Origin of the sequence: Bradyrhizobium monzae (assembly GCF_021458635.1) — a bacterium.
Classification (GTDB): domain Bacteria; phylum Pseudomonadota; class Alphaproteobacteria; order Rhizobiales; family Xanthobacteraceae; genus Bradyrhizobium.
Genome location: NZ_JAIRDQ010000015.1, coordinates 24,086 through 46,453, shown reverse-complemented (window position 1 = coordinate 46,453; position 22,368 = coordinate 24,086). Strand labels below are relative to the sequence as shown.

The 22,368-nt window shown below is 62.9% G+C and carries 24 protein-coding genes; 17 read left to right on the top strand and 7 right to left on the bottom strand.

Annotation, left to right across the window (positions count from 1 at the left end; translation table 11 throughout):
• The first annotated feature begins 54 nt into the window (after positions 1-54).
• From K3F49_RS35980 to K3F49_RS35970, 3 genes are all read left to right on the top strand, one after another.
• Entirely contained in the window at positions 55-1,569 is a 1,515-nt protein-coding gene (locus tag K3F49_RS35980) for a DUF1254 domain-containing protein (protein WP_452101155.1), read from the top strand.
• Between the two features lie 1,262 nt (positions 1,570-2,831).
• The gene (locus tag K3F49_RS35975) at positions 2,832-4,880 is read left to right on the top strand and encodes an acetoacetate--CoA ligase (RefSeq protein ID WP_234685602.1); all 2,049 of its coding nucleotides are present in this window, start codon (positions 2,832-2,834) and stop codon (positions 4,878-4,880) included.
• 130 nt (positions 4,881-5,010) lie between these two features.
• The gene (locus K3F49_RS35970; protein ID WP_234685601.1) at positions 5,011-5,313 is read left to right on the top strand and encodes a hypothetical protein; all 303 of its coding nucleotides are present in this window, start codon (positions 5,011-5,013) and stop codon (positions 5,311-5,313) included.
• 6 nt (positions 5,314-5,319) lie between these two features.
• On the opposite strand, the gene K3F49_RS35965 is transcribed toward K3F49_RS35970, so the two are convergent.
• Together K3F49_RS35965 and K3F49_RS35960 are read right to left on the bottom strand one after the other, a co-directional pair.
• Positions 5,320-5,556 carry a hypothetical protein gene (locus tag K3F49_RS35965; RefSeq protein WP_234685600.1) on the bottom strand — a complete coding sequence of 79 codons (237 nt, stop codon included), beginning with the start codon at positions 5,554-5,556 and terminating at the stop codon, positions 5,320-5,322.
• Between the two features lie 179 nt (positions 5,557-5,735).
• Positions 5,736-5,924 (bottom strand): hypothetical protein, encoded by a 189-nt coding sequence (locus K3F49_RS35960; protein WP_234685599.1) that lies wholly within the window; start codon positions 5,922-5,924, stop codon positions 5,736-5,738.
• Between the two features lie 287 nt (positions 5,925-6,211).
• Here K3F49_RS35960 and K3F49_RS35955 point away from each other — a divergent pair, with 287 nt between their 5' ends.
• From K3F49_RS35955 to K3F49_RS35945, 3 genes are all read left to right on the top strand, one after another.
• On the top strand, positions 6,212-6,799 hold the full coding sequence (locus tag K3F49_RS35955; RefSeq protein WP_234685598.1) for a formyltransferase family protein: 588 nt from the start codon (positions 6,212-6,214) through the stop codon (positions 6,797-6,799).
• A 181-nt stretch (positions 6,800-6,980) separates the two neighbouring features.
• The gene (locus tag K3F49_RS35950; protein WP_234685597.1) at positions 6,981-7,331 is read left to right on the top strand and encodes a hypothetical protein; all 351 of its coding nucleotides are present in this window, start codon (positions 6,981-6,983) and stop codon (positions 7,329-7,331) included.
• A complete protein-coding gene (locus K3F49_RS35945; RefSeq protein ID WP_234685596.1) occupies positions 7,276-7,821 on the top strand; it encodes a hypothetical protein in 546 nt (181 codons plus the stop codon). Before K3F49_RS35950 ends, K3F49_RS35945 begins: the two co-directional genes overlap by 56 nt.
• A 49-nt stretch (positions 7,822-7,870) precedes the next feature.
• Here the strand turns inward: K3F49_RS35945 and K3F49_RS35940 are convergent, their stop codons facing one another.
• Positions 7,871-8,269 carry a RidA family protein gene (locus K3F49_RS35940; protein ID WP_234685595.1) on the bottom strand — a complete coding sequence of 133 codons (399 nt, stop codon included), beginning with the start codon at positions 8,267-8,269 and terminating at the stop codon, positions 7,871-7,873.
• Positions 8,270-8,414: 145 nt separating this feature from the next.
• Here K3F49_RS35940 and K3F49_RS35935 point away from each other — a divergent pair, with 145 nt between their 5' ends.
• Positions 8,415-9,290 carry a DMT family transporter gene (locus K3F49_RS35935; protein ID WP_234685707.1) on the top strand — a complete coding sequence of 292 codons (876 nt, stop codon included), beginning with the start codon at positions 8,415-8,417 and terminating at the stop codon, positions 9,288-9,290.
• A gap of 212 nt (positions 9,291-9,502) precedes the next feature.
• The gene (locus K3F49_RS35930) at positions 9,503-10,936 is read left to right on the top strand and encodes a caspase family protein (protein WP_234685594.1); all 1,434 of its coding nucleotides are present in this window, start codon (positions 9,503-9,505) and stop codon (positions 10,934-10,936) included.
• 88 nt (positions 10,937-11,024) lie between these two features.
• On the opposite strand, the gene K3F49_RS35925 is transcribed toward K3F49_RS35930, so the two are convergent.
• On the bottom strand, positions 11,025-11,984 hold the full coding sequence (locus K3F49_RS35925) for a LysR family transcriptional regulator (protein WP_276575452.1): 960 nt from the start codon (positions 11,982-11,984) through the stop codon (positions 11,025-11,027).
• Between the two features lie 124 nt (positions 11,985-12,108).
• On the opposite strand from K3F49_RS35925, the gene solA reads away from it, so the two are divergent.
• From solA to K3F49_RS35900, 5 genes are all read left to right on the top strand, one after another.
• A complete protein-coding gene (gene solA, locus K3F49_RS35920; protein WP_234685592.1) occupies positions 12,109-13,278 on the top strand; it encodes an N-methyl-L-tryptophan oxidase in 1,170 nt (389 codons plus the stop codon).
• A 77-nt stretch (positions 13,279-13,355) separates the two neighbouring features.
• Positions 13,356-14,168 (top strand): transporter substrate-binding domain-containing protein, encoded by an 813-nt coding sequence (locus K3F49_RS35915; protein ID WP_234685591.1) that lies wholly within the window; start codon positions 13,356-13,358, stop codon positions 14,166-14,168.
• A gap of 98 nt (positions 14,169-14,266) precedes the next feature.
• Positions 14,267-15,010 (top strand): amino acid ABC transporter permease, encoded by a 744-nt coding sequence (locus K3F49_RS35910; protein WP_234685590.1) that lies wholly within the window; start codon positions 14,267-14,269, stop codon positions 15,008-15,010.
• On the top strand, positions 15,007-15,849 hold the full coding sequence (locus K3F49_RS35905; RefSeq protein ID WP_234685589.1) for an amino acid ABC transporter permease: 843 nt from the start codon (positions 15,007-15,009) through the stop codon (positions 15,847-15,849). Before K3F49_RS35910 ends, K3F49_RS35905 begins: the two co-directional genes overlap by 4 nt.
• Before the next feature lie 11 nt (positions 15,850-15,860).
• Positions 15,861-16,613 (top strand): amino acid ABC transporter ATP-binding protein, encoded by a 753-nt coding sequence (locus K3F49_RS35900; RefSeq protein ID WP_234685588.1) that lies wholly within the window; start codon positions 15,861-15,863, stop codon positions 16,611-16,613.
• A 45-nt stretch (positions 16,614-16,658) separates the two neighbouring features.
• Here the strand turns inward: K3F49_RS35900 and K3F49_RS35895 are convergent, their stop codons facing one another.
• Positions 16,659-16,898 (bottom strand): BrnA antitoxin family protein, encoded by a 240-nt coding sequence (locus tag K3F49_RS35895; RefSeq protein WP_234685587.1) that lies wholly within the window; start codon positions 16,896-16,898, stop codon positions 16,659-16,661.
• Positions 16,899-16,901: 3 nt separating this feature from the next.
• Positions 16,902-17,879 (bottom strand): cysteine synthase A, encoded by a 978-nt coding sequence (gene cysK, locus K3F49_RS35890; protein WP_234685586.1) that lies wholly within the window; start codon positions 17,877-17,879, stop codon positions 16,902-16,904.
• A 51-nt stretch (positions 17,880-17,930) separates the two neighbouring features.
• On the opposite strand from cysK, the gene K3F49_RS39765 reads away from it, so the two are divergent.
• On the top strand, positions 17,931-18,365 hold the full coding sequence (locus tag K3F49_RS39765; protein WP_452101152.1) for a hypothetical protein: 435 nt from the start codon (positions 17,931-17,933) through the stop codon (positions 18,363-18,365).
• A 352-nt stretch (positions 18,366-18,717) separates the two neighbouring features.
• Positions 18,718-18,936 carry a hypothetical protein gene (locus K3F49_RS35880; RefSeq protein ID WP_234685585.1) on the top strand — a complete coding sequence of 73 codons (219 nt, stop codon included), beginning with the start codon at positions 18,718-18,720 and terminating at the stop codon, positions 18,934-18,936.
• On the opposite strand, the gene tgt is transcribed toward K3F49_RS35880, so the two are convergent.
• Complete coding sequence (tgt, locus tag K3F49_RS35875; protein ID WP_234685584.1) at positions 18,933-20,081, bottom strand: tRNA guanosine(34) transglycosylase Tgt; 1,149 nt, start codon at positions 20,079-20,081, stop codon at positions 18,933-18,935. The two genes, K3F49_RS35880 and tgt, sit on opposite strands and share 4 nt — an antisense overlap.
• A 229-nt stretch (positions 20,082-20,310) precedes the next feature.
• Between tgt and K3F49_RS35870 the strand changes: the two genes are divergently transcribed.
• Together K3F49_RS35870 and K3F49_RS35865 are read left to right on the top strand one after the other, a co-directional pair.
• A complete protein-coding gene (locus K3F49_RS35870) occupies positions 20,311-21,465 on the top strand; it encodes a patatin-like phospholipase family protein (RefSeq protein ID WP_234685583.1) in 1,155 nt (384 codons plus the stop codon).
• Between the two features lie 147 nt (positions 21,466-21,612).
• The gene (locus tag K3F49_RS35865; protein ID WP_234685582.1) at positions 21,613-22,359 is read left to right on the top strand and encodes a TetR/AcrR family transcriptional regulator; all 747 of its coding nucleotides are present in this window, start codon (positions 21,613-21,615) and stop codon (positions 22,357-22,359) included.
• Positions 22,360-22,368 lie beyond the last annotated feature (9 nt).

The window sequence follows — 22,368 nt, the reverse complement described above, 5'->3', positions numbered from 1 at the left end:
GCGACAAATCGAAGAGCGGAGGCAACGATGGACACCAAACGCACCCAGAGCTTCATGGCCGCTGCACTCCTTGGCGTGCTTGCAACGGGCGGACTTGCAACGCAGGCCCTCGCTCAGGAGACGGGCTTCGATAAACTCGCCAACCTCCCGTTCGCGGAAGGCCGGCCCACGAAGGAGACCGCGCAGACCCTGCGCGACGAGTTGCTGTTCCAACGAGCGACGCAGACCTATCTCTGGGCGTTGCCCTTGATCAACACGCTAGGCATGCAGGTCGGGTCCGAAAAGACGTTCGGCGCTGGCTACAATGTCCTGCCGATCTGGAAAAAGCGCCTCGACGCAAAGACCCAAGTCACCACCCCCAACTCCGACGTCCTCTATGCCATGAGCTACGTTGACTTGGGCAAGGATGGTCCGCTTGTGATGGAAGCGCCGCCTGGGCTGCAAGGCATCCTGCTCGACTACTGGCAGCGCCCAATTCCGGTTGATGGTGGCAAGTTCGCGGGTGATGTCGGCCTTGCTGGACCGGACGCTGGCAAGGGCGGAAAGTTTCTGCTGTTGCCACCCGACCACAAGGGAGCGGTGCCGGAAGGACATTTCGTCTACCGCTCCGGGACAAACAACGTCTTCATCTTCCTGCGCGGGTTCTATGAAGACCCGAAAAATCTGACGCCGGCCGTCGCGCACCTTGAACTGACGAAGATATATCCGCTGAATGGGGAGGCTTCCGCCAAGCCGATGAAATTCCCGGACGCCTCCGGTGTCCCGGTCAACATGCTGCCGATCAGCGACGGCGGCGCCTTCGATCAACTCAAGCTTCTCGTGGACCGCGAGGGCGACAGTCTTGCCGGCCCCGATTGGCTCGGCATGCTGGCGGCGATCGGCATCGTCAAGGGCCAGCCGTTCACACCCGATGCGCAGGCGCGGGAGGTTCTCGATCGGGCCGCGAAGACCGCGTACAAGATGAGCCGGGTCCTTGGCTTTGAAGACGTCGTAGGCGGCCGCTCCTACCGGATTTATCCGGACCGTCACTGGACCAATCCTTTCGCCGACGGCACGCCATCGAAGCCCTTCGGGCCATTGAACCTGTCCTGGATAAACACAGCCGGGGAGTATCTGGCACTCGACGCCCGGATCAACTTCTTCACCAACTACTACTCGGTTAGCCCTGGCATGGTGTCCATCACGCCCGGCAAGGGCGCCAACTACTTGATGGCGTTTACCGATGGCGAGGGCACACCCTTGTCGGGCGGCAGCAACTATCGTCTAAGGCTGCCGGCCAACATCCCGGCTGCCATCTTCTGGTCGGTGACGCTCTACGATGCAGCGAACTCCTCGGGTCTCGCCAACGGCCAGCCTTTCCCCTCGTTCGGCTCGCGCGACAAGCCGGCGCAAAATCCTGACGGTAGTACGGATATCTACCTTTCCCCTCAAGCACCGGCAGGCAAACAAGGCAACTGGCTCGCCACGGTGCCCGGCAGGGGGTACTTCGCCATCCTCAGGCTCTACGGCCCAACCGAAGCCGCCTTGAACAAGAGCTGGAAGCCTGGCGACATCGAAACGATGAAGTGACACTAACGGGTCGCGCAAGACGCTTGGACGAACGATGTCCGCTTTGGGTCATCCTCGACCGTTTCGGCTTAGTTTGTCGGTTGGTCGATGTCCGCTTCTGTCCAAAAGCGCCAGGAGCGTTACGTCTGGCCAGCCCTCCCGTGATTCAAGCTCGCATACCCGTGGCTTGAATCATGCGCTACGAACTCGCCGACTGCCATCAAGCCGATACAGCCGAACAAGCCGCATGGCGTTCCTCGGGCAAACGATCCCGTGTCATCAAAGCCGGGGCAATGCTGCTTGCTGATCGTGCCTAAGACACCGATTGGAGCAAAGACCTGCGTCCAGAGAACCGTCCTCCCGTCGAGGCAAAACACCTCGCGCAAATTCTCGGCCTTGCTTGTCAATCCTCCCGCACAAATATATTCCACTTTACCGAAATTCGGATTTGTCGTACAAGCGAAACACCCAGACCCGAGACAAGGGGCGGATCGCGATCGTCACGAACCGCGGGACTGGCAGCGATGGACGCGACGGCGTCGGGCTTGATCGGAATTGCAGGGCGGCTTTCGCCGTGAGCGACCACCATCACGCGCACGACACGACGCTGACAGCGTCTTCGCATGGCTTCGGGCGTGAGTACACGCCAGCGCTCGAAGTCCCAGCGAGGACGTGCGCGGACGGCCAAGTCGTGTGGTCCTGACGCCCGGAGTCTGTGCGTCAAGTCCTGTGGTGATGTGTGCGGCCCAACCGGGTAGCCGCATCAGCCATCCGCAGGGCGACGGGGGCAATAGTGCATCGCTCCCCGGGGAGAGCACGAAGTACGCCGTAAACCATCGCGCAGGGAAGGCCGGGCGTTCGGCTGAGCCTGTGGTCCACCCCGTGTGCATTTTATGGCGCACGGATCGCGGGTGCCGCCGGCGCCCGGCCTTCCCTGCGCCCTTGTTTCGACAGGGGCAAAAGGACGACGCAAGACTCGGGCGAACGCGCCGCGAGAATGCGAAGGTGTGTCTTGCGACGGAAATGTAAGTTGATGATCTCCAACGGCTCTCCATCCACCGTCATTGCGAGCGCAGCGAAGCAATCCAGAATCGTTCCGCGGAGGGACTCTGGATTGCTTCGCTGCGCTCGCAATGACGAATTCGTGGAAATAGTCGCGTCCCCAAAGCCTTACAGTGCAGGCAGATCCAACTCTCGGTCAACGCAATCTGCGCGAACTACGTCTTCTGCTACGCTGCGACACCAGCTACATTCCCCTTCCCCGCAACCGAATCCGATACGCAATGACCGCTCCCTTCGTTCCCCAGATCGCCCTCTATCGCAACTGGCTCGCCGCGCAGCGCGGCCTCACCTTCGCGAATTACGAGGAGCTGCGGCAATGGTCAGTGCGCGATCTCGACGGGTTCTGGCGCAGCATCTGGGATTATTACGATCTGCAATCGCCGACGCCGTTTGCGGCCGTCATCACCGAGCGCAAGATGCCTGGCGCGGTCTGGTTTCCCGGCGCGCAGGTGAACTATGCGCGGCAGGTGTTCCGGCATGTCGACGCTGCGCATGCCGCCGGCCTGCCCGCGATCGTCAGCGGCGGCGAGGACGGCAAGGTTCGTGAGACCAGCTGGCCGGAGCTCAAACGCAAGGCGGCCGCGCTCGCGCTGCATCTGAAGGACAAGGGGATCAAGCCCGGCGACCGCATCGCGGCCTATCTGCCCAACATCGCCGAGACCATCATCGCGTTTCTCGCCAGCGCCAGCCTCGGCGCGGTCTGGAGCGTCTGCGCGCCCGACATGGCCGCGCCCGCCGTGATCGACCGCTTCAAGCAGATCGAGCCAAAGGTGCTGATCGCCTGCGATGCCGTCACCTATGCCGGGCGCAGGCATGATCGCAAGGACGTCGTTGCCGAGCTGCGGCGATCGCTGCCGAGCGTCGAGCATGTCATTCTGCACAGCGACGCCGCAGCGCCCGCGGCGCCGGACGGCCTGCTCTCCGACATCACCGCGAAGACGGGCGCTGCGATCGACGCGTTCGAACCGATGTGGCTGCCGTTCGATCATCCGCTCTGGATCGTCTATTCCAGCGGCACCACCGGCCTGCCGAAGCCGATCGTGCACGGCCATGGTGGCATCGTCATCGTGGTGCTGGCGCTGCTCGGCCTGCACAATGACATCGGCTGCTCGTATCACCAGAACTCGTTCGGCGAACGCTATCACTGGTACTCTTCGACCGGCTGGATCATGTGGAATTCGCAGGTCGGCGGCCTGCTTAGCGGCACCACCTGCTGCATTTTCGACGGCAGCCCCGGCGGCACCAAGGACAAGCCGGACTGGACCACGTCGTGGCGCTTCGTCGCGCAATCGAAAGCGACCTTCTTCGGCGCCGGTGCTGCGTTCTTCGCCAACTGCGCCAAGGCCGAGGTCGATCTCACCGGCGCCGGCGATCTGTCACGACTGCGCTGCCTCGGCTCGACCGGCTCGCCGCTCAGCGCCGACACGCAAGCCTGGTTCAACGACCGCTTCGCTGGCTTGTCGAAGATCAACGGCAGCAAAGCGCAGGCCGACATCTGGTGGGCGAACATCTCCGGCGGCACCGATTTCGCCGGCGCCTTCATCGGGGGAAACCGCGAATTGCCGCAGACGCCGGGCGCGATGCAGTGCCGCCTGCTGGGAGCCGCCGTCGAAGCCTTCAGCGAACAAGGCCGCGCCGTGATCGACGAGGTCGGCGAGCTCGTCTGCACCGAGCCGATGCCGTCGATGCCGCTGTATTTCTGGAACGACAAGGCCAACGCGCGCTATCTGGCGAGCTATTTCGAGACCTATCCGGACAATTTCGACGGCAGCGGCCGCGGGCCGGTGTGGCGGCACGGCGACTGGCTCAAGGTCAATCCGGACGGCTCATGCGTGATCTACGGCCGCAGCGATGCCACCATCAACCGGCACGGGCTGCGGATGGGCACGAGCGAGCTTTATTCCGCGATCGAGGCGTTGCCGGAAGTGCTCGATAGCCTCGTCGTCGACCTCGAATATCTCGGCCGCGACAGCTACATGCCGCTGTTCGTGGTGCTGCGCGAGGGCGTGGCCTTCGACGGCGCGATGCAGACCAGGATCAACAAGGCGATCGAGGCCGGCCTGTCACGCCGCTTCCTGCCGAATGAGATTTTTGCCGTCGCCGAGATTCCGCGCACGCTGTCGGGCAAGAAGCAGGAGCTGCCGATCAAGAAGCTGTTGCTCGGCCAGCCCGTGGAGAAGGTCATCAACAAGGAGGCGATGGCCAATCCCGCCTGCCTCGACTGGTATCTCGCCTTCGCCCGCGACTATCTGGCGCGGACGTCGGCGTAAAGCGCAGCCGCCGCCGAAACTGGCGTGATCAGGGACGCGACAGATCGGCCCAATTGCACCTTCGGCGTTTGCACTCCGTTCACCGATCACCGCTAGACGGGTCGGGATCCCCTGCAACGAACAGCAAGCTATGGCCGACCTCAACGCAGTCATCACCAGGCTCAACGACCGTCTGCTTCGCCTCGAAGGCGAGCTGTTCGTGCTGCGCTCGCTGGCGCGCGCGACGCTGACGGCCGGCGACGACCACGCGGGGCGCATGCGCAAGCTGGTCGAAGCCGCCAAAGTCGCACTCGACGACGAGGCGAAGCGCGAGCTCGACAAGCCGACGCGCAAATATGTCGATGCGGCAACGGCGCTGGTCGAGGAATTGTTGGAGGAGCCAACCCCGGCGCGGCCGCTGTTCACCGTCATCGACGGCGGCCGGCGCGACTGAGCACTGTTAGCGGAACCGCGTCGAACCAGGCTCGGGCGCATCCGCCGCGAGCCTCGCCAGTCCGGCTTCGATGACCGCGATCTCTTCGTCGATCTTGCTGATCGGCACGCTGAAATCGTAGCGGCCTGACCTGCTCTTCAGATCGACCGCGAGCCGTTGCCTGTGCATCATCAGCTCGTCGAGGCCACGGCGGTTCTTCAGCCGCACATAGGCGTCCACGATCTGCTCAATGGCGTTCGGCATGAAAATCGGTCCCGGCAAAAATGCCCGCGCGGCGCACCCACGCCGGAGGGACATTTTTGGTGTCGCGGTACGCAATACAAATCCGCGACGGATTCGTCGATACGACGGCGAGGTTGAGAACACGTTACCGTTTGATGATTTCGTGATGATGGCAGCGCGCTGGTGCCCAGCGGCAACGCTTAGTCCGTGACGCAGAAATATTTGCGCGGCCATTTGCGATAGGCGCTGTAGCGGTAATACGGCCTGTAGGCATAGCCGCGGTAGAGCGCCGGCGGCTCCTCGCCGTAATAGGCGTCGTGGTAGAAATTGTAGATCGTGCCTTCAGCGCACCGATAGGCATCCCAGGTCGGTCCGATGAAGGGCGCCACCCCGTTCTCGGGCGGAACGGCCGGGTACGGCCCACCCGCACGAGCCGGAGCGGCCGCAATCAGGACAGCGAGAAGGACAAACCAAGCGCACCGCATGTGCTCGCTCCGGGCAGGTCGCAATATCCCCCATGGAAGCACCGGAACGACCGACGGCGCAATCGCCGAGTTCATCCTCCCCACGTGCCCTGCGCGTTGTTGATAACCGGCGCAAACGCCGCGCGGGTGGTGACAGGACGGCCTGACGTGTTATCGGGGGATGACGCAGCTGCGAGACGGATCGGACACCCATGCGCATTACCCTCGTTGGCTCCCGCCATTTCGGCGTGACCACCCTGAACATGCTCCGCGAGCACGGCGTCGGGATCGTGCGGGTCGTGGTGGCCGACGCCGATGACCGTCTGGCCGCGACCGCCAAGGCCGCCGGCATCGAGGTGGCGGTGCAGGCCAATCCGAAGCTGGTGGTGGCCTCCGAGATCGCCCCCGACACCGATCTGATCATCACCGCCCACAGCCACGCCCGGATTGGCAAGGACGCGCTGGCCGCAGCGAAGCTCGGCGGGATCGGCTATCACCCATCACTGCTGCCGCGCCATCGCGGCAAGGCCGCAGTGGAATGGACCATCAAGGAAGGCGATCCGATCGCAGGCGGCACCATCTATCACCTCGCCGACCGTATGGACGCCGGCGCCATCGCCGCCCAGGACTGGTGCTTCGTCAAGAAGGGCGAGACCGCACGCGAGCTCTGGGAGCGTGCGCTGGCTCCGCTCGGCCTCAAGCTGCTGGCCGACGTGATCGATTACGCCAAGGTCCACAAGGCCCTGCCGTCGAAAGTTCAGGACGAACAGTTCGCGACGTCGGCACCGAGTCTTTCGTGAGTCCCCCTCGCGTTAACAATTAACGCGAAGCCGCATTGATTCTGCTTCGAAAATTGGAACCGGAAACGCAAATAAACCATTGTTTCCATAGGAACAATTTTCGACCTTGCATCGCATCAAATTTCCGTCACATTTGGTCTGAATAACGACAGCATATCAGACAGATTCAAGGACGGAATTCATGCGTTTTGACCGCATCGCGGCGTTCTGTGCCGCTTCAATTATTGCTGCCACCCTCGCCGCCCCCGCCATCGCCCAGACCCCCTATGACGGCAACTGGCAGGTTACGATCGTGACCAAGACCGGCACCTGCGAACCGACCGCAAGCTCCATGCTGACGGTTGCCGACGGCAGAATCACTGCTCCCGGCGCTAACGTTTCCGGCACCATCGGCAGTGGGGGACTTGTGAAAGTTTCGATCAATGGTGCATATGCCAACGGTCAACTCAGCGGCAACGCCGGATCGGGGAAGTGGAATGGAGCATCTGCAGGCATACCGTGCAGCGGGCGGTGGGAAGCATCGCGCCAATAGACTATTCGGGACTAACCTCCTCAACCGGCGGCTGCTCGTGGCGGCCGCCGTTTTGTTTGTGACAGCTGTTGCCAGCTCGGAGAGCAAGGCTCAGTCCGGCCCCTTCGCGCCGCTGGCGGGAAGCTGGAGCGGCGTCGGCACGGTCACCCTGGACGACGGCTCGACCGAGCGGATCCGCTGCCGCGCCAAATACGCTCCGGTCGGCCCGACCCTAGAGATGTCGCTGACCTGCGCCAGCGACGCCTACAAGTTCAACCTCGGCGCCAACGTGAAGGCCGAGGGCGGCGCCATCGTCGGCAACTGGAGTGAGACCAGCCGCAACATCAGCGGTTCGCTGCAGGGCAAGGGTAGCGGCGGAACCTACGAGCTGGTGGCCTCGGCCGCCGGCTTCAATGCCAGTATCTCGCTGCGGACGTCCGGCAACAAGCAGAGCGTCAGGATGCGCGCGGACAGCCAGTTCCGCGGCGCCGACATCTCGCTGTCGAAGTAAGGCATAGCAGTAACACGACGATCGATCCGGCGCTCGCGCCGGATCTTTTTTATGCGCCCGGCACGAAAGCGGTGACTTCGATCTCCACCTTGGCCCGATCGTCGACGAGGCCGCCGATGTAAAGCAGCGTCGAAGGCGGGAAATTGCGCCCGAGCGTCTCCTTCCAGGCCGCACCGATGCCGGCGCCTGCGGCCTCATATTCGCTGCGGCTGGTCAGATACCAGGTCAGGCGTACGATGTGCTCGGGGCCGGCGCCGGCCTCCGCGAGAAGCTTGATGATCCGCTTCAGCGCAGTCGCGACCTGGGCGGCCATGTCGGGCTCGTAATTGCCGGCCTCGTCGCCGCCGGTCTGCCCGGCCAGCACGACCCATTGGCCCGGCCCTTCCGCCACCACGCCATGTGAGAAGCCGCGCGGTTTCTTCCATTCAGCCGGCTGCAAGATACGCATGAGCGGATATCTCCCGATTTTCTTGTTGATCTGTGCTTGGCTTAGCACGGCGCCACGCATCGCTGCACCGGCAGATTTGGCCGTTGCAAACAGCGACGATGTCGCCGATACCGGCCTCCCCTCGAATTCGATCTCCCGCGCCCCGATGACACCGACACCGTCAAAAACGATGGCAGCACTATGGATGGCCGGCTGGCTGTCGCTGATGCTGGTCATGGCGGTCGCCGGGCGCGAGACCACACGCGATTTGAATGTCTTCCAAATCATGGAAGTGCGCTCGCTGATCGGCTTCACGCTGCTGCTGCCGATCATCTATCGCTCCGGCGGCTTCAAGGCGGTCGCGACCAAACGCTTGCCCCAGCACCTTGCCCGCAACGGGGTCCATTATTTCGCGCAGCTCGGCTGGTTCTACGCACTGACGCTGATCGGGATCGGCCAGGTCGTCGCGATCGAATTCACGATGCCAATCTGGACCGCGTTGTTGGCTGCAACGTTCCTGGCCGAGCGCATGACCGTCTGGAAGATCGCGGCTGTCGCACTCGGCGTCGTCGGCGTCGCCATGATCGTGCGACCGGCCACCGGCGAGATCAACCCAGGCCAATTGATCGCGCTCGGCGCCGCGATCGGCTTCAGCATCTCCATGATCCTGGCGAAATCGCTGACCCGGACCGAGAGCCCCTTGTCGATCCTGTTCTGGATGATCATCGTCCAGATGGTCGTCGGCCTGCTGCCGACGCTCTATGTCTGGACCTGGCCGTCAGCCACCCTCTGGGGCTGGCTCTTCGTCATCGGGGTCTGCGGCACTTTCTCGCACTACTGCCTCGCCAGCGCGCTGCGTTATGCGGACGCGACCATCGTGGTCCCCATGGACTTCCTGCGGGTCCCCCTCACCGCCACCGCCGGCTGGCTGCTCTATTCCGAGCGGCTCGATGCCTGGACCGTACTCGGCGCGGCCCTGATCCTGTTCGGCAATCTCCTGAATTTGAAGCCGGCCGCGCCGGTTCCTGCTCGCGCACAGTGAACCGGCGCACGGCCTGAGGCGACAAATCAAAGTGGTCGAGCGTGATTTGGATCACGTTGAGGGAGCACCTGCATCGTGCACGCTCGGTCACAGGGCAACAGGTTGGGTCAGTTGGGTGAATCGTCGTTTTGCTAGCGCGAGGCCGGGCGCTTTCGTGTAGGTTCGACGCCAATTTGTTGCTGCCTGTCATTCGATTCTGTTGGGGATTTCAGATGCGCACTCTCACCATCATCGCTTCGCTGATGTGCATGGCGCTGTCGGTCAGCGCCGCCAAGGCCGACCGCCGCGTCGCTTTCGTCGTCGGCAACGGCGCCTACAAGAACGTCGCGCAATTGCCGAACCCGCCGATCGACGCCAGGGCGATGGCATCGACGCTGCGCAATGTCGGTTTCGAAGTGATCGAAGGATCCAATCTCTCCCGTGACCAGATGACCGAGAAGCTCCTGGATTTCGGCCGGAAGGCGCAGGGCTCCGACGTCGCAGTGTTCTATTATGCCGGTCACGGCATCGCCGTCGGCGGCAGCAACTATCTCCTGCCCGTCGATGCCGACATCAAGTCGGAGATGGACGTCAAGTTGGGCGCCGCCATCAACATCGACCTGACGCTCGACCAGACCATGGGCGACGCCAAGGTCAAGCTGGTCTTCCTCGATGCCTGCCGCGACAATCCCTTCGCCGCCAAGATCAAGTCGAATTCGGCGACCCGCAGCGTGAACGTGCAGAGCGGTCTTGCCGAGATGAAATCCGGCGAAGGCACGCTGATCGCGTTCGCGACCGGTCCGGGCCAGACCGCGCTCGACGGTCAAGAGGGCAACAACAGCCCGTTCACCCGCGCACTGATCGACAACATCACCAAACCCGGCGTCGAGATCCAGCAGGCGATGACCTCGGTGCGCGCCCAGGTCAACGAGGAGACCCACAAGGGCCAGCTGCCCTGGGGCCACACTAATTTGATCGGCGCCGTCTATCTCAATCCGGCGCAGCAGACCCAGCAGGTGGCTAACGCGGCACCGACGGCCTCGAGCAGCGCGCCGGCGGCTTCGGCCAGCAGCAGCTCCGACGGTGTCGAGCTCGAATATTGGCGCTCGGTGAAGGAAACCAACAAGCCGGAAGAGCTCAACGCTTACCTCTCCGCTTATCCGAACGGCCAGTTCAAGGCGCTGGCGCTGGCGCGGCTCGCTGCGATTCAGAACGGTCCGTCGACGACCACCCGCAACCTCAATGCCGGGGTCGATCCCGCCACCTTCACCGATGACGCCAGCCAGCTCACCGAGGACCAGATCGGCCTCGACAAGGGTCAGCGCCGCGACGTGCAGCGCCGCCTCAACGGGCTCGGCTTCGACACCAAGGTGACCGGCGCGTTCACCGACGAGACCCGCACGGTGCTCAAGCGCTGGCAGGCGGCCCGCGGCTATCCGTCGACGGGCTTCCTCAACAAGCTGCAGCACAAGGCCCTGCTGTCGGAGATCGTGGCGTCGACGACAACCGCCAGCGATGACAGCCCGAAGCCGGCCCGTCGTGCTGCTCCGGCGCAGAGCGCACCGGTTCAGCATCGCGGCGGTGGCGGTGGTGGCGGCGGCGATGCCGGCGCGGCCTTCATGGGCGGCGTGGTCGGCGGCATGATGGGCGGCATGTTCCGTCGCTGACGCAAGACCAGATCGTAAACAAAAAGCCCGGCTCACGCCGGGCTTTTTCGTTCTAATAGTCTTGCTAATAGTCTTGCTAATAGTCTTGCTAATAGTCTTGGGTGAACCAGGGCACGAGCGTCCGGATGCGCGGCATCGCCTGCATTGTAATGGTTGTCCGAGCCATCTCCGCGATGCGCGGCGCCAGCGAGGAGATATCTCCGCGGCGGGTCACCAACAGCAGCTCGCGAAAAAATCCAGGCCCCGGCAGCGGGAGAGCACTGACTTGGGCCGCATGAGCCAGCCCCTGCAACAGACACAGCGGTGTGGTGATCGCCACGCCCATACCCGTCGCGACCATCGCGACCAGGCTGTCCGAGGTGTCGAACTCGAAGGCCCGTGGCGGACGAATTCCCATACGGCTCAAATGGCGCTCGACCTGAGCGCCCACATAGGAGCGCTCGCTGTACCGGACCAGGCGATGCCGGGCGAGGATTTCTCGCAAATCAAGATCGGCAAATTCGGCTTCCAGTCCGCGTGGCACGACGAGCAGATACGGCTCGCGGTAGAACGGAAAGCGCTCGACGTCATACAGATCGTCCATGGCATCGCAGGTGATCGCCGCATCGATCATGCGTCGCACCAACGCTTCCGCATGAGAGTGGGCAAGACCCGACCATGCCGACAGGCTTAGCGCGATCGACCCCGTCATCAGCTCCTTGACGAGGTGCGCACCAACGGTGCCCGCGTAGGAATCGACGAGGCCGAGCCGGAGATCAACACGTTCAGACTGCTCCGCCGCAGCGCGGAGCGTGCTGAGCAGAGTTTCAAAGTCTCGGTTCAAATCAAGAACGCGATCTGCAAGGATGCGTCCCGCCCGGGTCGGCGTGAGTGGCCGGCGGCTACGATTGAAGAACGCGACACCGACCGCGGCTTCGGCACGTCGCACGGCCTGAGACACCGCCGATTGCGTCATTCCGAATTGGCGAGATGCTTCCAGCATGCTGCCGGAGTCCGCGACAGCGGCAACAATCTGGAGGCTTCGCAAGTCCGGAGGGGCAGTCGTCATTTCCGTAACTTAAGCAAAAGTCATGTGAACATGCAAATCTGCTTCACTATATGAATTATACTTGTCGGACCGCCGATCTGAAGGGCAAGCTCCGTGCAGTTCCAATAATTGAGCAGTCTCCGTCATGAGCGAGCGAGCGGACATTCTGGTGATCGGCCTCGGTGCGATGGGCAGCGCGACGCTCTATCAACTGGCCAAGCGAGGGGTGAAGGCGGTCGGACTCGATCGCTTTGCCCCTCCCCACATGATGGGGTCCAGCCACGGCGAAACCCGTATTACCCGGCAGGCCGTCGGTGAAGGCCGCGATTACGTACCTCTGGTTCTGGATTCGCATCGGATCTGGCGCGAGCTCGAAGCCGAGACACCCGAGCGGCTCCTGAATCCGTGTGGCCTTGTCGTCATAGCACCCGGCGTTGGCGAGACGTCGCACCACGGCAAGCCGGATTTCGTCGCACGTTCGATCGGGGCTGCCCGTGACTTCGGCATCGCGCACGAGGTGATTGACGGGCAAGAGGTGGCTCGTCGCTTCCCGCAGTTCTTGAATCTCGACGGTAACGAGAAGGCCTATTACGAGCCCGGCGGCGGATACGTTTTTCCGGAGCGCTGCATCAAGACGCAATTGACGCGCGCGGAGCAGCTTGGAGCGGTGATCCGAACGGGGGTCGAAGTTCTCTCGCTCGCGCAGACTGGCTCGGTCGTTCGGGTGGAAACGTCCTCAGGTACATTCGAGGCGGCCCAAGTGGTCGTGACGGCCGGCGGCTGGAATGCCCACCTGCTCGGCGCGCCCTTCGATCGTCTGCTCACAGTGAAGCGCCAGGTGCTCCATTGGTACGAACTCGAGGATACCAGCGCGTATCGCGCCAACGCCCCTGTGTTCATCTGGATGCATGGCGCGACGGATGTTGACTATCTCTACGGCTTCCCGCCCCTGCCCGGCGATCGTCGCCTCAAGGTCGCGACCGAGCAGTATGAGACCAGTACGACAGCCGATACCATCGATCGCACCGTCGATCCGAACGAGTCGGCCACGATGTACAGCAAGCACGTCAAAGGGCGGCTCGCCGGCGCTACGCCCCGTGTCGCGCACACAGCCGCCTGTCACTACACTGTGACACCCGATCGGGGCTTCATCATCGACCGGCATCCCGGGCAAGACAGGGTCCATGTGGTCTCCGCGTGCTCGGGGCATGGCTTCAAGCACTCAGCGGGGATTGGAAACCTCGTGGCCGGGATGGTGACCGACGGCCGAAGCTCGATCGACCCTACTCCCTTCTCCGTATCCCGATTTTCGTGACGCATGGCACGAACCTTGTAACGGGAAAGAACTACGCGCGACACGTATCGTGACTGCAATCCTGGAGGTGTCATCCGATGAGAAATTTGGTCCGTTCCATGGTGACAGGCGCGGCGACGCTGCTGATGCTTGGCAGCGCTCAGGCCGCTGACGGCGTCGATGCCATCAAGCAGCGCGGCACGCTGAACGTCGGCGTCAAGGCCGACTACAAGCCGTTCGGATACCGCGATCCCACGGGGACTATCGTCGGCATCGAACCTGATCTTGCCGCGGACATTGCCAAGCGCCTCGGCGTCAAACTCGAGCTCGTCCCTGTCGCGGCCTCGAACAGAATCGAGTTTCTTCAGCAGGGAAAGATTGATCTGCTGATTGCGACCATGTCGGACAGGCCGGAACGCCGCCGCGTTGTTCAAGCCATCGAGCCGCTTTATTACTCCGACTACGTGAACATACTTGTCAACAAGAAGGCCGGCATTAAGGATTGGGCCGACCTCAAGGGGAAGCCGGTGTGTGCAACCTCGGGGGCCTGGTACAACAAGGATATCGCCAAATCCTACGGCCCCGAAATTGTTGCGTTTGACGGCTCGGAGAAGCCTCTGTTCGCGATGAAGCAGGGCAACTGCATCGGCTATGTCTACGATCAGACCTTCCTGCAGGGCAAACTGCTCGAGGACGAGTGGAGGGCGGATTATGCCTTGCCTCTGAAGGGTGTCCTGCCTTCGCCATGGATGATCGCCGTCGCGCTTGATAACACCAGTCTTCAGAAGCTGCTCGAAGACACGACGAAGGACTGGATGAAGACCGGGTTCATCGTGGACGCGGAAAAGAAATGGGGCATTGCTCCGACCGAGTATTCGGTTTCCATGCACGAGCAGTACAAGGACAAATAGACGGACGAGGCGGAGCGCCGGATCAGTCCGGCGCTCCGAACAGCTCGAGCCAATGCACTGATACGAGGCATCGCCTCAACAGCTCGGTGTCGCGCAACATGCAAGCAATCGGCAACTGGTTTCAGCGGCTCTATGAGACGACAGGGCTGAATTTTTCAATCTTCTACGACGCCTACGACTGGGACCGCTATTTCGCGGGGCTCAAGATGACGCTGCTCTTGAGCGTCACGACCATTCTGCTGAGCCTCATCATCGGCGCTCTCGGCGCCTTGATCCAGGGCAGTCCGTCCCGGTTGTTGCGACTCTGCGTCAATGCGTTCGTCGTGGTGTTCCGCAACACGCCGCCGCTGGTCCAGCTTTTCTTCTTCTATTTCGGCCTCGGCACCATGCTCCCGGCCGTCGAGACGGCGGGCATGCGCGTTCCACTGCTGAACAACGTGCAGTGGGCGATCATCTCGCTGTCACTGTTTGCGGCCGCCTTCAACGTCGAAATCTTCCGCTCCGGCATCGAGGCGGTGCCGAGAACGACATTGGAAGCCGCGGAGGCGCTCGGATACACGCGTTTCAGAGCGTACATTCATATCGTCTTCCCGCTGGCTATTCGCGTCTGCCTTCCAGCACTGAACAACAACCTCGTCAATCTGCTCAAGACGACCACGCTGGCCTACGCGATCGCCGTTCCCGAAACACTGTACGCGGTTAAGCAGATCTGGTCGGAATCACAGAACGTCTTCGAGATGATGATGGTTCTGCTTGCGACCTACGGCATCCTTGTCGGCATCCTCGTCTGGTTGATGCATCGCTGGGAGCGGGCGATGCGCATTCCCGGATATGCGCGATGAGCAACGCCGAGTCCGGGCACAGGCTTGCCGTACTTCTGCCGTATCGTCTCGCGCCGACCCGGTTCTCCGTTCGGATCGGCCCGCTGTCCGCTGCGATCCTCTGTTTCTGCGCCATTATGGCTGCATCCACCGCGTGGGCGCAGAGCGGACCGACGATGCTGTCGCCGCTGCAGGTCATCCTGAAATGGTCGCCGCTCCTCCTGCGGGGTTTCGCCTTCAACATCCTGATCTCGCTCCTGGCAATGCTGCTGGGGACCATCGCCGGGCTCGGCCTGGGCCTGGCCTTGTTGTCGGAGTTCCGACCCCTCGCCGCCGTCAGCTGGCTCATCACCCAATTCTTCCGCAACGCGCCTTGGCTGGTGCTGCTGTTCTTCGTGATGTTTCTGGTGCCTTTCCAGATCATCATATTCAAGACGACCATCCCCTTGCCGGACTGGATCAAGGCGACGGTCGGCTTCGCCTTGCCCGTCATGGCAAACGTCGCCGAGGTCGTGCGTGGCGCCGTTCGCTCCATTCCGTCGACGCAGTGGGAGGCGGCGGAATCGCTCTCATTCACGCGGCGCCAGACGATGTGGCTGATCATGCTGCCGCAATGTATCAAGCGAATGCTGCCGCCCTGGATGAATGTCTATGCCCTCGTCGCGATGTCGACGGTCCTCGCATCGATCGTCGGTGTTTCGGAGATGCTGACGCTGACGGCGCAGGTGCACGCTGCCGAGGGCGGCAGACCGGAACTGTTCGCGCCGCTCTACGGTTTCGCGCTGCTGTGCTTCTTTCTGTACTGTTATCCGATCAACCTCTGGACCGCTCGTCTCGAGCGTCGGTTCCGCGTGCGCTGAGGGAGAAGAGCATGGCCACGAGCTGGACTCCGGATCAGCCCATCGTTGAATGCGTCGACGTCAGAAAATCCTTTGGCGCGCTCGAAGTCCTGAAAGGCATCAGCTTTTCGGTCCGGAAGGGCGAGGTGATCTGCATCATCGGCCCGTCGGGATCGGGGAAATCCACACTGATCCGCTGCATCAATGCACTTCAGCCGATCACGTCCGGCAGCATTCAAATCGAAGGCATCGAGGTCACCGATCCCAGGCTCGACAAGCTGGCGCTTCGCCGCAAGGTCGGGATGGTATTTCAGCAGTACAATCTGTTCCCGCACAAGACTGCGCTGCAGAACGTGATGATGGCGCCGATCCATGTTCTCCGCCAGGATCGCGCCGAGGTCGAAGCGCGCGCCCGGGCGCTGCTCGCCAAGGTCCGGCTCGCAGGGAAGGAGGACAGCTATCCCGGCGAACTCTCGGGCGGACAACAGCAGCGCGTCGCGATTGCCCGCTCACTGGCGATGCGACCGGACATCATGCTGTTCGACGAAGTGACCGCCGCACTCGACCCGGAAACGGTCAAGGAGGTCCTGGTCACCATCCGGGAGCTGGCCGAGGATGGGATGACCTGCATCCTCGTCACCCACGAAATGAACTTCGCTCGCGACGTCGCCGACCACGTCTACTTCACCGATCGCGGCGTGATCGTCGAGCACGGCCCTCCGGAGACATTGTTCACGGCGGCCAAGGACGAGCGAACCCAGCGGTTCCTGTCGCAGGTCCTCTGAATGCGCAGCTGCGCCGGTTTTGGGCGCCCCGATCTGGCGCTGGCGCTACTTCCCCGCCGCCTTGCGCAGCGCCTCGTTGATGCGGTCCTGCCAGCCCGGACCGCCCCCCTGGAAGAACTCCAGCACGTCCTGATCAATGCGCAGGGTGACCTGCTCCTTGATCCCCGGCGCCACGTTCGGCTTCGGCGGCGCCACGGCGACCTTGGCGGTCACCTTCTTGAACGCTGCCTCGGCCTCCGACCGCGCATCGCCAAGTGTGCGCGGCCGTCTCGGTTGATCCGCCATCTCTCAGATTCCTTCAAACAGAACTGTCGAAAGATACCGCTCGGAGAAGGACGGCACTATAGCCAGGATGGTTTTTCCCGCAGCTTCCGGCCGCTTGCCGATCTCAAGCGCTGCGGCGATCGCCGCGCCTGAGGAGATGCCGCCCGGAATACCCTCGTGCCGCGCCAGTGCCCGCGAGGTCTCTATCGCCGCGGTCGAGTTGACCTTCACGATCTCATCGATCACGGAGCGGTCGAGAATATCGGGCACGAAGCCAGCGCCGATGCCCTGGATCTTGTGCGGCGTGTGCTGGCCGCCTGACAGCACCGGGCTCTCCTCCGGCTCGACCGCAACCACGCGCAACGACGCCTTGCGCGGCTTGAGGACCTGACCGACACCGGTGATGGTGCCGCCGGTGCCAACGCCGGCGACGAAGAAGTCGATATTACCCGCGGTGTCGTTCCAGATCTCCTCCGCCGTGGTGCGGCGATGCACCTCGGGATTGGCGAGGTTCTTGAACTGCTGCGGCATCACCGAGTTCGGCGTCGTCTTCAGAAGTTCTTCGGCCGCGGCGATCGCGCCTTTCATGCCTTGCGCGGCCGGCGTCAGCACCAGCTCGGCACCGAGGAACGCCAGCATCTTGCGCCGTTCGATCGACATGGACTCCGGCATCACCAGCTTCAGCCGATAGCCGCGCGAGGCCGCGACAAAGGCGAGCGCGATGCCGGTATTGCCGGAGGTCGGCTCGATCAGCACGGTGTCGGGCTTGATGATGCCAGCCTTTTCCATGGCGATGACCATGGCCGCGCCGATGCGGTCCTTCACGCTCGCGGCCGGATTGAAATATTCAAGCTTTGCCAGAATGGTCGCGTTGACGCCGTGCATGCCGGGCAGCCGGCGCAGGCGCACGGTCGGCGTGTCGCCGAAAGCCTCGACGATCGAGTCATAGATCCGGCCGCGGCCGGGTTGGTGTCCTGCACCCGTCTTGGACGATGCGTCCATGATCAACTCCCTGTTGCGACGATTCGCGGCGTTCCCGTGCGTCTGGATCGCATGACCGTCAACGTCTGCGCAATCACAATAGCAACACGCGCGATCGACTTCCATCAACGATGTCGATTTCACATTCGCGCGGATTTTCAATCGGTTGCAGACATTTTTTCAGGTGCCTCTGTGCGACCGCAGATTGTCGATGAGCAGCAGGAGATCGCCGTCATGCGCCTTGCGTTTGATCCGGCGCCGCCGCCGTCAAGGTCGTCCACTCTCCGCATGAACATCGCCCGTAACGCGAACGGACAGTTCGCCTACATCACGGTTGGCGGGCTCAACGAGATCCAGGTCTCCCGCACCGACGACTTCACCAAGGTCGCCACAATTCCGGTCGGCAGGCTGCAGCAACAAGCCTCGAACCGAAGCACGCCGACGTGCTGGCGCTCGCCACGTATCCCGACCGCATCGGCAAGCTCGACCCCCTGGCCGGCTTCATGACGAACCCAGCCGGATCGGCGATCGTGAACGCCCTGGGTCCGATCCGTCAGATTGTGCAGAGCGACACACCAGACGCGCGTCGCTATCTCGTCATCGCACCTGGCTCCATGACCGAAGTTGGAAAACCGGTGCAGGTCCAAGCGCCCTGAGCGGCCTGACACGACATCCATCAACGGAATGTCATCCAACCTGTCGCAACGCACACTGTTGTTTGCATTGCGATAGAGGCGGAACCAAAGCAGAGAAAGTGCCAAGCAGAAGCAATTACGAAAAATCAACGCATTTGTGTTGCGACCTCGTCAACTGATTCTGCTTATGTTAGACCTAAGTCTCAAGCAGGGAGGTCACCACAATGTCAGCAGTCGCTGAAGTGTTGTCGACCGTAGTGATGAAGCGCGATCCGCGTTGCAGCGAGTTGCCCACCTGTCCCGTTTGCGCCGACTCCATGGTCGCCGCCGAAGCATCCGCCTACGTCTCGGACCACGTGATCAGCTATCTCTGGACCTGCGACACCTGCGGCTACGGCTTCGTCACCAAGCACGCCGTCAAGCAACGGATCGTTTGCAACTAGCGCGGGGCGATATCGCCCCTCGCCCAGTCCTCGCGCGTGCGCTGGTAGAACTCGTCGAACGTTCCGTGTGCGATCGCGTCCCTGATGCCCTGCATCAGGAACTGGTAGTAAGCGATATTGATTTCAGACAGCAGCATCGCCCCCAGCGTCTCGCCGGCCTTGACGAGATGGTGCAGGTAAGCGCGCGCGTAATTGCGCGCCGACGGCCATGAGCTCTCTTCGTCGAGCGGACGTGGATCGTCGGAGTGGCGCGCGTTGCGCAGATTGACCTGGCCGAAGCGCGTGAAGGCGACGCCGTGGCGGCCATTGCGGGTCGGCATCACGCAGTCGAACATGTCGATGCCGCGCTTCACCGCCTCGAGAATGTCGTCGGGCGTGCCGACGCCCATCAGGTAACGCGGGCGGTCAGTCGGCAGCGCCGGCGCGGTCTCGTCGATCATCGCCAGCATCACCGCCTGCGGCTCGCCAACAGCAAGGCCGCCGATCGCATAGCCATGGAAGCCGATCGCGACCAGGCCTTCCGCGCTGGCATGGCGCAGCTGAGGAATGTCGCCGCCCTGGACGATACCGAACAGCATGTAGCCGTCGGGCGCGCTCTCGAAGGCCCGCTTGCTTCGCTCGGCCCAGCGCAGCGAAAGCCGCATCGCGCGGTCGATGTCGTCGCGCTCCGCCGGCAGCCGCACGCATTCGTCCATCTGCATCGCGATGTCGGAGCCGAGCAGGCGTTGCACCTCGATCGAGCGCTCCGGCGACAGTTCGATCTTGGCGCCGTCGATATGCGACCGGAAGGTGACAGCGTGCTCGCTGATCTTGCGCAGGTCCGACAGCGACATCACCTGGAAGCCGCCGGAATCCGTCAGCATCGGCCCGTTCCATCCGGTAAATCTCTGCAGACCACCGAGTGCGTTGATGCGCTCAGCGCCGGGACGCAGCATCAGATGATAGGTATTGCCGAGCACGATGTCGGCGCCGGCGTCGCGCACCTCGCGCCAGTGCATGCCCTTCATGGCACCGGCGGTACCGACCGGCATGAAAGCGGGCGTGCGTACCACCCCATGAGGTGTGGTCAGGCGGCCGGTGCGCGCTGAGCGATCGCTGGCGAGCAGTTCGAAATGATTGGGTAGACCGGTATCAGGAAGATTCATGGCGGTGCTTATTGCGTGTCGGGACATGTCGATCAACCCGCCCGGGCCGCGATGCCCCAGACTGGGACACCGCTGACGCGGACGTGATATCGGTCACGCTTGATAAATAAAACGATACAGTATAGTTTAATAGCGGGGGCCGGACGAGACGCCGCGGCAAATTGCCAGCGGCTGTAGATGCGTGATCGTCAGCCGCCGACCGATGCCCCTTCCCAATTATGCGACTGAGATGTCCGCCCTCCCCGATGGCTGGACGAAGCGGACAGGCACCCGCCTGCTCAGGTCGCTGGCACTCGCGTGCAGCCTGGCGCTCGCCGCCTGCACCTCGCTCCCCCGCACGCCCTATACGGCGGCGGATGCGAGCAACTCGCGCGTGCTCGATATCGACGGCCTGCGGCGCTATGCCGATGAGCCCATCACCAAGTTCAGCTTCGAACAGGACAAGGCGACGGGCAGCAAAACCTACCTGGCGCTGTCAGGCGGCGGTGCCGATGGCGCCTACGGCGTCGGCGTACTGAACGGCTGGACCGCGGCTCGTAACCGCCCGACCTTCTCCGTCGTCTCGGGCGTGAGCACCGGCGGCCTGATCGCGCCCTTTGCCTTCCTCGGATCGCAATATGACGACACGTTGCGGGAGCTCTATACCAGCGGCATCGCCGAGAGCCTGCTGAACGATCCCAGCATCATGCGCGTGCTGTTCGGCTCCGGCCTGTTCGGCAATACGCGGCTGCGCGAGCTCGTCGCGCGCTATGTCGGACCGGAGATCATGGCGCAGGTCGCCCGCGAGAATGCCAAGGGCCGCCGGCTGCTGGTGGTCACCACCGATCTCGACACCCAGCGCACCGCAATCTGGGACATGGGCAAGATCGCCGCGGTCGGTACGCCCGAGGCGCTCAAGCTGTTTCGCGACGTGATGGCGGCGTCCGCCAGCATCCCCTTGGTGTTTCCGCCGATCCTGATCGAGGCTGAAGGCAGGGGTCAGAGGTTTCAGGAGATGCATGTCGACGGCGGCGTGACGGCGCCCGTGCTGACCCTGCCGGAGGCCCTGCTGTTCCAGGGACGCCTGCCCGGCAACGCGAAGATGGACATCTACATCCTCGTCAACAAGAAGATCGAACGCAATTTCGAGCTCGTCGCCAACAGCACGATCGATGTCGCCTCACGCAGCCTGTCCTCGATCACGCAATCGCAGACACGCTCGATCATCTTCTCGACCTATGATTTCGCCCAGCGCAACCACCTCGGCTTCCATCTCTCCTACATCGAGCGCGACTATCCGGCGCCGACGTCCGAAGGGTTCGACACCGGCTATATGCGGGCGCTGTACCAATACGGATATGAGAAAGCGGCCGGCGGCCAGGCCTGGACCTCGCGGATGCCGTGAGGTCCGCATTGCGGAACGGCATCGTACCGGGATCGTTGACGATACGGCCAATTCGGCCAGATTCGCGATGACGCCCCGGTTGCTGCGCGTTATACAGCAATGCACCCTGGCACGACCGCGCAAGAATCATTGGGCATATCATTGGGCATGGGATTGGCTGCGACCAAGACAAGAACGGCTGCACCGCGCCGCGAGGCCTCGAAATCGCGCGGTGGCCGGCCGACCAAGAGTGCTGCGATCGAGCGCGATCAGCGGCTGATCGAGGTCGCCACCCGCCTGTTCCTCGATCGCGGTTTCGATGCGACCTCGCTCGACGCGGTGGCGGAGGCCGCTCGCGTGAGCAAGCCGACGGTCTATTCCCGTTACGGCGACAAGCGCGGGCTGTTCACGGCGGTGCTGAGGCGCGAGATCGCGCGCTGGCTTGCGCCGCTGTCAGCAGCGGCCGAGACGCAGCTCGGCAGTTCGTCCGACATTTCGGTCGAGCAGCGGCTCGTGGAGATCGGGCGCGAAATGCTCAATTTCACCTGCGGGCCCGACGCCATGGCGTTCAGCCGTATGATGACGTCACAGGCCATCAACTTTCCCGACATTGCCAAGCTCGGCAAGGAAGAAGGCTGGCTCAAAGCCGTCGCCACTACCACACGTTTCTTCGACCATCTGGTGGCGCAAGCCGCGCTCGATGTCGACGACACCACGATCGCGGCCGAAGTGTTCCTCGATGTCGTCGTTGGCCACACTCACCGCATGGCAACGTTCGGCACGCCGATGGAACTCAAGGCCGCCGAGAAGCGGATGCGCGCGGCGATCAAGCTATTCCTGGCCGGCGCGCTCGGACCTGCCGATCGCGTCCCAAGCGTCGCCAAGGGACCTCGACGACGCCGCCCGCCACGCTGACATTTCCGT